The following is an 11,263-nucleotide window of genomic DNA, read 5'->3' as shown; positions in this document are numbered from 1 at the left end:
AAAGGGGAGGGGAAAATGGGCAAAGCAACAGGATTTATGGAATTCAAGCGGGAAAAGCCTGCTGAACGCGATCCTCTCACACGGATAAATGACTGGAACGAATATTCGTCTCCATTTTCTGAGGAAGCATCAAAAAGACAGGGAGCGCGCTGCATGGACTGCGGCACCCCCTTTTGTCAAATCGGCATGGATATAGGCGGTTATACGTCAGGATGTCCGATACACAATTTAATCCCTGAATGGAACGACCTCGTTTACAAGGGAAGGTGGAAAGAAGCGCTTGACCGCCTTCTGAAGACAAACAACTTCCCTGAATTCACGGGGCGGGTCTGTCCGGCGCCTTGCGAGGGCTCTTGTACGGTGGCGATTTCCGACCCGGCCGTATCCATCAAAGGGATCGAACGGACGATTATTGACAAAGGATTTGAAAACGGATGGATTCAGCCGCGGATTCCGAAAAAACGGAGCGGCAAAAAAATCGCGATCGTGGGCTCAGGGCCTGCCGGTCTGGCAAGCGCCGATCAATTGAATCAAGCGGGGCATTCGGTCACTGTTTACGAGCGCAGCGACCGCCCGGGCGGCCTGTTAATGTACGGCATTCCAAGCATGAAGCTTGAAAAAAGCGTTGTCGAACGCCGCATCAAACTGTTGACGCAGGAAGGCATCGACTTTGTCACCAATACGGAAATCGGCAAAGATATTACAGCCGACGAGCTAAAAGAACAGTACGATGCGGTTATCCTTTGCACAGGAGCCCAAAAACAGCGCGATCTCTTGATTGAAGGCCGGGAAGCAAAAGGTGTCCACTTTGCCATGGACTATTTAACAGGCACTATAAAAAGCATGCTCGATTCGAATTTTAAAGATAAACAGTTTATCAATACGAAAAATAAAGATGTCATCGTCATCGGCGGGGGAGATACCGGAGCAGACTGCGTTGCAACGGCCTTGCGCCAAAAAGCGCGAAGCGTCGTCCAGTTCGGCAAACATCCGAAGCTGCCCGATACAAGAACCGCCGAAAATATGTGGCCTGAACAGCCGCATGTCCATTCACTGGACTATGCTTATGAAGAGGCGCAAGCAGCATTCGGCAGCGATCCGAGACAATATTCGATCCAAACGAAAAAGCTTGTCGCAGACAAAAACGGCCATTTGAAAGAACTGCATACGATTCAAATGAAAAAAGTAAAGAATGATCAAGGAAAATTTGAGTTTCACGAAATTCCGGGCACGGAAAAAGTATGGCCTGCTCAATATGTCTTTATCGCTATCGGCTTTGAAGGAACGGAACAGCCGCTGCTTGAACAATTCGGGGTAAATACAGTGAGAAATAAAGTTGACGCAGCATACGGGGAATTTAAAACGAATGTCGATGGAGTCTTCGCAGCAGGGGATGCGAGAAGAGGACAGAGCCTGATCGTTTGGGCGATTCACGAGGGACGCGAAGTCGCCCGTGAGGTTGACAAATATTTAATGGGAAGTTCTGTACTGCCATAAAACAAAGGGGTTTTCACATCATATAAATAAAGCCTGTCCTGCGACCTTCTTTAGGTTGACAGGGCAGGCTGATTTTTTGTTTGCTTCACAATATTCACCTGCTGATTCGACTTGCCATATCGTTATTTGTTCGAATTTATACAAAGGCAATGATAAAAAAATTGTGTACGTACTCCATTTAATGGTATATAACATAACCTAAAGTATGCAACGCAATAAAGGAGGCTATAACAGTGGAAGAAACTTATCAATATCAAGATGACTGGACGGATGCGGATAGACAGCAGCCTTTTACTTATGGCGGCTACCCCTATCCGCGGCCAAGACCGCGCCCTAGACCGAGACCGCCGTTTTATCCGTATCCATTCTTCTATCCGTTCTTTCCTTTTTATCCATACTACCCTTACTACCCGTACCCTTGGTAATGGGTAAAGCGAAGCTGTCTGGTGAAACAGACAGCTTTTTTCATTTTGATGAATTTTTCAAAACGCTTCCACGAATAATAACAGCGATATGATAAAAGCTCTATATTTCCAAAAGAGAACAAAATTGGATGTGGTATTCGTGTCGTTATTCGTCAAAAAGACCAGCAAGGAAAAGCGATATTTAATTTTCGCATTCAGTGTCATTCTTCTCTATGTCCTTCCGCTTTACATATTAAATGAAGACGCTCATATCCGCGTGCATGACAACCTGGATTCCAACATTGCATGGTATAAGGTGCTGGCGGAAAGCGGTCAACTGCTCGGCGGTGTTAAAGCCGTTATTCCGCAAATCATCAACGGACTGCCGCGGGATGCTTACGGAACGGAATGGAGCGGCATTGTCTGGCTTCATGCCTTGTTTCCCTCGATGACCGCATACGCTATAAGCCAAACGATCACGAGGGTGTTTGCCTTTGTCGGGATGTACCTGCTGCTGAAAAGCCATTTGATTCGCGATGAAAAAGCGTATTTCATCAGAATCGCGGTATCACTTGCTTTTGCCCTGACACCCTTTTGGCCTTCGGGAATGCTCAGCACGCTTGGCCATCCTTTAGCTTTATGGGCTTTTTTAAACATCAGGGCAGGAAGAGACTCATGGAAAGAATGGGCGACCCTTGCGCTTTTGCCGCTTTACTCAAGCTTTGTGCTCGGTTTCTTCTTTTTCCTAGCAGCCGTTTCACTGATTTGGCTTTATGATTTGGTTTCAAAGCGCAGCTTTAACCTTCGCTTTCTCGGAAGCATCGCTCTCATGACGGGCATTTTTCTGGCGATAGAATACCGGCTTGTTTATTCGGTTTTCGCTTCAGGCGAAACGATGCATCGGGTTGAATTTATTTCATCCAGGCACGACATCCTTCATTCGTTTCGGCTGTCATTTAAAAATTTCGTGCTCGGCCACAATCATGTCATGACCGTCCATACGGCAGTGATCCTGCCTTTGATTGTGCTCACTTTTGGGCTCGTCGTTGCGAGACAACGAAAAAAGCGGCCAAGAGAAGAAAAGCTGTTCATCTTTTTATTCATTTTAAATTATGCGCTTTCTTTATGGTATGCCCTCTGGTTCAACAAGCTGTGGGCGCTTCCCAAGGAAAAGATCAGTCTGCTTTCGGCATTCAATTTCGCGCGTTTTCACTTTTTGCGCCCTCTTGTGATATACGCAAGCTTTGCAGTTGCATGCTACATATTGTGGAAAATGGGGAAGAGATGGCGGCGCTTCGTCCATGCCGCGCTGGTCGCCCAGCTGCTCGTGCTTATACCGTTTCATGAAGAGCTGACTTACGGCGCATACCACCATGCCCCGACCTTTCGGGAATTTTATGCATCAGATCAGTTCAAACAGATCAAACGGTTCATCGGCCGGTCTCCCGATTCCTACCGGGTGGCGAGCATCGGCCTGCATCCCGCGATTGCGCAGTATAACGGTTTTTACACACTTGATACGTATGCCAATATTTATCCGCTGAAGTACAAGTATCAATTCCGGAAAATCATCGCCAAAGAGCTTGATAAAAATCCGGTCCTGAAACGCTATTTCGATGAGTGGGGGAGCCGCTGCTACTTGTTTGTTGACGAGCTCGGAAAACATTACGCGTTCAAAAAGAGCACGAAGAAAAAAATCACGAACCTCGAATTGAACACTGAAGCGTTCAAAAAAATGGGGGGGCGATATATTTTTTCTTCGGTTCCGATTATGAATGCAGAACAAAACAAGCTGGCGTTTTTAAAGCGGTTCAGCCACCCGCAGTCCGCTTGGAACATCTATGTATATGAAGCGAAATAAGCATCGATAAGGAGGAAGCAAATTGAATCTTCAACAGCCTTTGCTGACAATCGTCATACCCTGCTATAACGAAGAGGACGTGTTTGCCGAAACCGCAAAACAGCTGACTGCGGTATTGGATGATCTCACAGCAGACAAGCTGATCTCTGCAGAGAGCAAGCTTTTATTTGTCGATGACGGATCGACGGACCGCACATGGCCGCTGATTGCTATGGAAAGCACAAAAAACCGCTATGTGACAGGCTTGAAGCTGGCCCGTAATTCGGGACATCAAAAAGCTCTCTTAGCCGGACTAGATAAAGCGAAGCAAAAATCGGATTGCGTTATTTCAATCGATGCCGACCTTCAGGATGACATTTCGGCAATTCGCCGGTTTATCGAAAAATATCATGAAGGCTATGAAATCGTCTACGGCGTACGCCGCAGCCGGAAAACGGATACATGGTTTAAACGAACAACAGCCGCATGGTTCTACCGGATCATGAATAAGCTCGGCATCCAGCTGGTCGATAACCATGCCGATTTTCGGCTTTTGAATAAACGGGCGCTTGAAGAGCTCAGCCGCTATGCAGAAGCAAATGTTTTTCTGCGCGGTCTGGTGCCCCTGATCGGCCTCCGGTCGGCCAAAGTGTTCTATGACCGAAAAGAGCGGCTGGCTGGAGAAACGAAATATCCGCTGAAAAAAATGCTGTCTTTCGCTTTTCACGGGATTACGTCATTCAGTGTCGCTCCGATCCGTTTTTTTACCCTGATTGGCTTCTTCTTATTTTTCCTAAGCTGTATCGCAGGTTTATATGCAATGATTCAAAAGCTGCTCGGCTACACGAATGCTGGCTGGGCTTCGTTGATCATTTCGATATGGTTTTTGGGCGGTTTGCAATTGATGGGGATCGGCATTATCGGCGAATATATCGGAACGATTTTCACCGAAGTGAAAAGAAGGCCGAGGTATGCGGTGGATATCGATTTATATACGGAACGGCTCGGCCGGCGCGAACCTGAAAAACGGCCGGAAACGAAGTTCAGTTGATGACGGATCAAACGGATTACTTAACTTTTACAGTTCATTTTGAATAAGGAAGGATGTACAAATTTATGACAGAAAAACAAACCTCTGGCATGACGGTTGTCGCGATCGGGTCGATCCCATTGATTATGACGTTGGGAAATTCGATGCTGATTCCGATTTTGCCGAAGATGAAATCTGAACTCAATTTATCGCAATTTCAAGTCAGCCTTGTCATTACCGTGTTTTCGATTACTGCAGCGCTCTTTATTCCGCTGCTGGGTTACTTGGCGGACCGCTTCTCAAGGAAAGTGGTGATTATTCCGTGCCTGTTCCTTTACGGGGCCGGCGGGATTCTTGCAGGATTTGCATCGACGACCTTTGCGAACGCTTTCCCGTGGGTGCTTTTCGGGAGAGGACTGCAGGGGCTTGGAGCAGCCGGTACAGCGCCGATCGCAATGGCGCTGACAGGAGACCTTTTTAAAGGATCTGAAGAAAGCCGGGTGCTCGGTCTCGTTGAAGCCTCGAACGGCTTCGGAAAAGTGCTGTCTCCGATTTTAGGATCATTGATAGCATTGATCGCTTGGTTTTGGGTGTTTTTTGCATTTCCTGCTTTCTGTATTGCACCGATCATTTTGACTTGGATTTTTATCAAAGAAAAAGACAAGAAAAAAGATCCGCCGCCTCTCGGAAAATATGTGAAAGGGCTGACAAGCGTTTTTAAACATGAGGGCAGATGGCTTTTCACCGCATATCTCGCAGGGGCCGTCTGTTTGTTTACTCTGTTTGGCATCCTCTTTTACTTATCTGATGTTTTGGAAAAAGAATTTCATACAGACGGCGTAAAGAAAGGTCTGATCTTGGCGATCCCTCTGCTTGTCATGTGTACAACATCATATATTACGGGCAGCAAAATCGGACAAAATCAGCAGCTGATGAAAAAAATGATGGTTATCGGGCTCGCTCTGATTACGGTTTCCTACGGCACACTGTCTTTTTTCTCCGCGCTCATTCCTTTTATTTCGATCCTTGTCATCAGCAGCATCGGTACAGGCTTTGTTCTGCCGTGTGTCAACAGCTTCATAACCGGGGCTGTCGGAAAAGAGAGGCGCGGCTTTGTGACATCGCTGTACGGATCGGTCAGATTTTTAGGAGTCGCGATCGGTCCGCCGATTTTCGGGAGGCTGATGGAATGGTCGAAACTCGGCATGTTTATGTCGATTGCGGGCCTGACATTAGTCGTCGGTGTGTTGGTGCTGACGATGATTCATGTCAAAAAGGAAGACACCAAAAAAGGGGAGAAGGGGCTGCAGCCTGCTGACGCAAGATAGGAGGGAAGAGAAAAAATATGCGCATTGAAAAGGTTGACACATTTCCGCTGTTCCACAGGCTTTCCTCCCCTTACGGCGATGCGAACGGATTGAAAAGCTACAGAACGTGCTACCTGATTCGGATCACGACAGCTTCAGGCCTGTCGGGATGGGGAGAATGTGCGGATTGGCTGCCTGCTTTGGATGCGGGCTTTAAAAAACGGATCATTCCTTACTTAATTGGAAAAGAAGCGGGCAATCGCACGGAGCTTGTCACCGTCATCAAAAAGTGGCATCAGCGGGCCGCAGCTGCCGTTAGCATGGCTTTAACGGACATTACGGCGAAAAAAGCAGGCCTTTCGGTATGTGAATTATGGGGAGGAAAACTGAGGGAGCAGATCCCGGTCTATGCCTCATTTCAATCATATTCAGACAGGCCCGATTGGAGCCGCCATTCCCTCCGGCTCGTCGAAAAGGCCGTGCGGTCCGGATTTAAAACCGTCAAGCTGAAAGCGGGAGGCAAGTTGTTTTCCGAAGACTTGGCGCATATTCAGGCGTTCCAGGAGATGACAGGCCAAAACACCGGACTGATACTCGATGCCAACCAGAGTTATGACCAGGCCGCCGCACGGAAGTGGGAAACGTGGTTTTCCGCCTGGGGCAACGTGCTTTGGTTTGAAGAGCCCATGCCGTTTGACGTTCCCGCTGAATACCGGATGCTGCGTTCAGCGCTTTCTGTTCCGGTTGCCGGAGGAGAAAATGTAAAAGGCGCAAAACCGTTTTTGCCGATTTTTCTGGAGAACGCAGTCGATATTGCTCAACCCGATGTTATGCACTGTGACGGCACAGACGATTTTCAAACCGTTCTGAAGCTCGCCAGGCATTTCGGAAAAAGGGTTTCTCCCCACAGCTATGACGGCGGACTTTCAAGAATGTACGCCGTTTTCGGACAAGCCTGTCTGCCGCCTTGGAGCAAAATGGACGGAGAAGATATCGAACCGCTCGAATGGGATGCGATGGAGAATCCGTTCACAAAACTCGTGCCCGTCAGCATAAAAGACGGATACATTCAAGTCCCGGACAAAATCGAAATCGATACAGAGCTCGTAGAAGCGTATGGATGGGACGGCTCGTCTTACATGTGAAAGCGCCAACTCGAAAAAATGTGATATTTTTCATTTCCCCTTACATATAGTAGGAAGAGGACAAGTTTCTTTAAAGGGGATTATATCCGTATGGGAAGAAAGCTCAAAATCGTACATGCTATCGTGCTGGGCAGCGTGTTACAGGGTCTCGGCATGGCGCTGTTTTTGTTTCCGAACCATATTCCTTCAGGGGGCGCAGCCGGCATCGCTGTTTTGCTCAATTTTTGGTTTCAGGTTCCGCACGGATTAACCGTCTGGGCTGTCAACTTTTCGCTGCTTTTAACGGCCGTTAAATGGCTTGAACCCGTAACGGTCTTCGGGACGATGGGGGCGATTACCATGACGTCCGTTTCGGTGCAGATCTTCGAATCCTGCATGCCCCTCATGACGACGAACAATATCTGGCTGGATTTATTTTACGGATCCGTCCTTTTGGGGACGGGGGTTGGACTGCTATATAAATACAATATTTCTAACGGCGGTTTTGGCGCCCTGGCTTTAATGATATCGATTTACCGCGGTGGAAAACCGGGAACGGCGCTGTTTATGATGAACGCATTCATCTTCCTTTTGACGGCGTCTGTCATCGCCTGGGGAATCGTTATCCAAGCTCTAATCTGCCAGTGGATTTCTACGAGGATCATCGATGCGATTTATCAGATTCGCTTCCGTCCGTTATTGATGCCTATCGCCAGTTTCCGCAATAAAAAATAGGCCGCTTTTCAAACGACCCTAATCATATAAATAAAATGTATCTGATCGAAGTCCCAGTCTCAGCGTTTCAAGCGGAATGGCATCCTGAAACGGTATATTCGCCAAATTGGCGTCAGGACCGATTTTTTCAATGAAACACGTCTGCAGCTGTTTCGTCGGCGCTTCAAAAATTAAATCCCTTGAAGCGATGCCGGAATGAAGGATCTCCTCAATAAGCTGGGACCGCATTTCTCCATCGCTTTTGCACAGCCCGCTCGTGCCGCTTTCCCTCGTTTCCGTGATCACTTTCTCGGCCCCGGCTTCAAGATCTTCGAGGATGTAATCGATCCATTCGGCTGACTCGAGCTCACTGCTGAGGGCGCTGTCTTTGCTGCCGACTTCGCTGAACACGTGAAACTCTTTCGAAAAATCGGAAATAAAGCTTGCTTTATCTTTATTAGAGAGACGGACCGTTCCGTTTGATATTTCCACATAACGACATCCATATAATTTGCAGTAGCGATAGTAATCTTCAATTTTATCCTGGCTTAAAAACTTCTCAAACAACGTTCCGCCAAAAAAGAATTGAACGTCATTTTGCTTCAGACAATCGATTTTCTCAACCAAATATTTCGTAATTAAAGATGTTCCCCATCCAAATTTCACAAAATCTATATAATCTGCCGCTCCGTGAATCGTATCTTTAAAAAAGTTCAAGGGAACCCCGTTATCAATCAGGATGGTGATCCCTTTTAATCTTGGTTTAAGCTGCCTGTCGGGCAGTATCAGTTCAGATGAAATCATTGATTACCCCTCACAATCTGCTGTATCTTTCATACTTTTAGGTAAATGTCTGTCGGCCATTATTCAGCTGTCACAATAAGAATTCACCTTTTCCCGTTTATCGTTTCTCCCATTCATGTGTTGCCGTTCGGCAAGGAGTGATCTTCGTCCACCTCCCATTAGGCAGCATGTTAGCCTCTCATCTCCTGACTTGCTTCTCAACTAGGTATCTATCCATTTTGTGAAGTCAAAGTAAGTATATTCGCCGTCCTTTCATATGGTTCCTCACTAGTTCTTCACAATGAAAACTGACGTAAAAAGAAGGCCCGCGACAGATACGCGAAGCCCTTACTTAATCTTAGAAAATATATCAGTATATCAAATCCGGATCTCTCACCGCCAGTTTTTATTTTAATGCCGCAAGACAGATGTAATGATTGACTGATATGAATCGGTTTATTTCAATTTGGCGCGCCGGGTCTTTCAGATATTCACAAAATTGCTGAAATCATAACAATTTCCAGATCACATTTAGTTTAAAAAGTGAATAATCTGCCTATATGTTCTTTCAGTTCATGTTTCGTATCAGGGGGTAAGAAAACTAACCTTTAGGGCGTATTGGGGGAAAATCGATGAACGATGTTTTAACGTATCACACATGGAATGAAAAAGCTTCTGAAGAGGTGATGGATACCTTCAGCGGCGAGATGGACGTTTTGAAATGGGCGTACAGCACGTATCAAAAAATTGTTTATGCCTGCAGTTTCGGCGCGGAAGGAATCGTTTTGATCGACTTGATTTCAAAAGTTGTGAAAGAAGCGGACATCGTGTTTTTAGATACAGGACTGCATTTTCCGGAAACATATGAACTTATCAATGAAGTGAAAGATCGCTATCCCGGTCTGTCGATTCGCTTTTTAAAACCCGGCCTCTCGCTTGAAGAACAGGAAAAACGCTATGGCAGCGAACTTTGGAAACGCCATCCGGACCATTGCTGCCGCCTTCGCAAGATCGAGCCACTCAGAGAGCATCTGTCAGGGATGGAGGCATGGATGACCGGGCTGAGGCGGGAGCAGTCGGAAACACGGAAACATGTCCGTTATATCAACAAGGACGACAATTTTAAACTGATTAAAATCTGCCCCCTTATTCACTGGACATGGGAAGATGTCTGGACTTACATTAAGCTGAATCAGCTGACGTATCACAAGCTTCATGATCAAGATTATCCGAGCATCGGCTGTGAGGTGTGTACGTCTCCCGTGGCAGACGGCGGCAATTTAAGAGCGGGAAGGTGGGCCCGTCAGGAAAAAACAGAATGCGGGCTGCATCAATTCCGGTAGGAGCTGGGTAAAAGATGACGATTACCATTTTGGCATTCATTATCGCTTTGTTTTTTGCCATGAACATAGGAGCGAGCGGAGCAGCAGCTTCAATGGGAATAGCGTATGGCGCAGGTGCCGTCCGGAAAAGGCAGGCGGCCTTGTGGATCAGCGGAATCGGTGTATTTTTGGGCGCCATGATAGGCGGAGGAGAGGTTGTGAAAACAATCGGTTCAGGCATTATCCCCACGTCTATTCTCAATGTGCATATTGTCGTGATTATCCTCGGAGCATCTGCGATTTCGCTGTTTATTGCAAACATCGCGGGGATTCCCCTTTCAACCAGCGAGGTGACGGTAGGCTCGATTGTCGGGGTCGGCGTCGCATTTCAAGCGGTATTTACCGATAAGCTGTTGGTGATCGTCATGTATTGGCTGATCATTCCGATTGCCGCTTTTTTTCTCGCTTTTTTCATTGGACAATTGCTGAAAAAAGCCGAGAAGAGGCTGCGGTGGCTTAAACAGCAAAAATGGGCGCGGCTGCTCACCGCACTAGTGATTTTAACCGGGTTTTTAGAAGCCTTTTCGGCGGGAATGAACAATGTCGCGAATTCCGTCGGACCTCTCGTTGGAGCAGGCCTCTTGTCAGTCAGCAGCGGAACGTTTCTTGGGGGACTGTTCGTGGCTATCGGAGCCATTTGCCTTGGAAGCAGAGTCATTGAGACGAATGGGAAAAAAATCACCGAGTTTTCGCTTTTGCAAGGGTCATGTGTTTCAGGACTCGGTGCGTCCCTGGTCATCGGCGCTTCGCTATTTGGCATTCCCGTGCCGCAAACCCAGATTACGACTTGCAGCATCATTGGGATTGGCCTTTCTGAAAAGGGAAGGGCAATTTTTCGTAAAAGCGTTATTTTGAAGTTAATGAAAGTATGGGTTGTTTCACCGGTTTTTTCACTTGTCATTTCGTATAGTCTCGTGAAAATCTTTCTCGATTTTGATTTATATTCAGTTGCAGTTGTTTTATGTGTTTTTCTTGCCACTCTTGGATCTGTAAGCCTTATGAAACATGCCAGGCAGAAACAATCAGATGTCCGAAGAAACAGGGATCATGTAAAGTCGATCGTTGGAGGAAGAGGGCAAAAAAGAGAGCCTGCCGCATGGAGGGACTTTAGTTAACCGGGCCCGCCTGTTTTGGATGATTGGGACTAAGGCCCGGAATCAGCCGGATTTAAAAAAGGCGCTC

The 11,263-nt window shown here is 47.0% G+C and carries 9 protein-coding genes; 8 read left to right on the top strand and 1 reads right to left on the bottom strand.

Features of this window, described 5'->3' with window-relative positions:
• The first annotated feature begins 15 nt into the window (after window positions 1-15).
• From gltD to M1D67_RS11280, 6 genes are all read left to right on the top strand, one after another.
• Window positions 16-1,497: a glutamate synthase small subunit gene (gene gltD / locus M1D67_RS11305; RefSeq protein ID WP_020451720.1), complete on the top strand. Its 1,482-nt coding sequence runs from the start codon at window positions 16-18 to the stop codon at window positions 1,495-1,497.
• Between the two features lie 564 nt (window positions 1,498-2,061).
• A complete protein-coding gene (locus M1D67_RS11300) occupies window positions 2,062-3,762 on the top strand; it encodes a DUF6044 family protein (protein WP_223254868.1) in 1,701 nt (566 codons plus the stop codon).
• A gap of 22 nt (window positions 3,763-3,784) precedes the next feature.
• Window positions 3,785-4,792: a glycosyltransferase family 2 protein gene (locus tag M1D67_RS11295; RefSeq protein ID WP_020451717.1), complete on the top strand. Its 1,008-nt coding sequence runs from the start codon at window positions 3,785-3,787 to the stop codon at window positions 4,790-4,792.
• A gap of 65 nt (window positions 4,793-4,857) precedes the next feature.
• Entirely contained in the window at window positions 4,858-6,099 is a 1,242-nt protein-coding gene (locus tag M1D67_RS11290; RefSeq protein ID WP_020451716.1) for an MFS transporter, read from the top strand.
• Between the two features lie 17 nt (window positions 6,100-6,116).
• On the top strand, window positions 6,117-7,223 hold the full coding sequence (locus tag M1D67_RS11285) for a mandelate racemase/muconate lactonizing enzyme family protein (protein WP_023855743.1): 1,107 nt from the start codon (window positions 6,117-6,119) through the stop codon (window positions 7,221-7,223).
• A 90-nt stretch (window positions 7,224-7,313) separates the two neighbouring features.
• On the top strand, window positions 7,314-7,937 hold the full coding sequence (locus M1D67_RS11280; protein WP_020451714.1) for a YitT family protein: 624 nt from the start codon (window positions 7,314-7,316) through the stop codon (window positions 7,935-7,937).
• An 18-nt stretch (window positions 7,938-7,955) separates the two neighbouring features.
• Here the strand turns inward: M1D67_RS11280 and M1D67_RS11275 are convergent, their stop codons facing one another.
• Complete coding sequence (locus M1D67_RS11275) at window positions 7,956-8,720, bottom strand: phosphosulfolactate synthase (RefSeq protein WP_020451713.1); 765 nt, start codon at window positions 8,718-8,720, stop codon at window positions 7,956-7,958.
• Window positions 8,721-9,331: 611 nt separating this feature from the next.
• Between M1D67_RS11275 and M1D67_RS11270 the strand changes: the two genes are divergently transcribed.
• Window positions 9,332-10,042 carry a phosphoadenylyl-sulfate reductase gene (locus tag M1D67_RS11270; RefSeq protein ID WP_020451712.1) on the top strand — a complete coding sequence of 237 codons (711 nt, stop codon included), beginning with the start codon at window positions 9,332-9,334 and terminating at the stop codon, window positions 10,040-10,042.
• 14 nt (window positions 10,043-10,056) lie between these two features.
• Window positions 10,057-11,196 carry an inorganic phosphate transporter gene (locus M1D67_RS11265; protein WP_057957866.1) on the top strand — a complete coding sequence of 380 codons (1,140 nt, stop codon included), beginning with the start codon at window positions 10,057-10,059 and terminating at the stop codon, window positions 11,194-11,196.
• The last annotated feature ends 67 nt before the right edge of the window (window positions 11,197-11,263 follow it).

This window comes from Bacillus sp. PK6-025, from assembly GCF_056530265.1.
The sequence above is the reverse complement of the archived record's forward strand: the minus strand, read 5'-3'. Positions and strand labels throughout refer to the sequence as shown.

Coding starts and splice junctions, on each gene's coding strand:
- gltD (WP_020451720.1), top strand. CDS start 16: ATGGGCAAAGCAACAGGATTTATGGAATTCAAGCGGGAAAAGCCTGCT.
- M1D67_RS11290 (WP_020451716.1), top strand. CDS start 4,858: ATGACAGAAAAACAAACCTCTGGCATGACGGTTGTCGCGATCGGGTCG.
- M1D67_RS11285 (WP_023855743.1), top strand. CDS start 6,117: ATGCGCATTGAAAAGGTTGACACATTTCCGCTGTTCCACAGGCTTTCC.
- M1D67_RS11280 (WP_020451714.1), top strand. CDS start 7,314: ATGGGAAGAAAGCTCAAAATCGTACATGCTATCGTGCTGGGCAGCGTG.
- M1D67_RS11275 (WP_020451713.1), bottom strand. CDS start 8,720: ATGATTTCATCTGAACTGATACTGCCCGACAGGCAGCTTAAACCAAGA.
- M1D67_RS11270 (WP_020451712.1), top strand. CDS start 9,332: ATGAACGATGTTTTAACGTATCACACATGGAATGAAAAAGCTTCTGAA.
- M1D67_RS11265 (WP_057957866.1), top strand. CDS start 10,057: ATGACGATTACCATTTTGGCATTCATTATCGCTTTGTTTTTTGCCATG.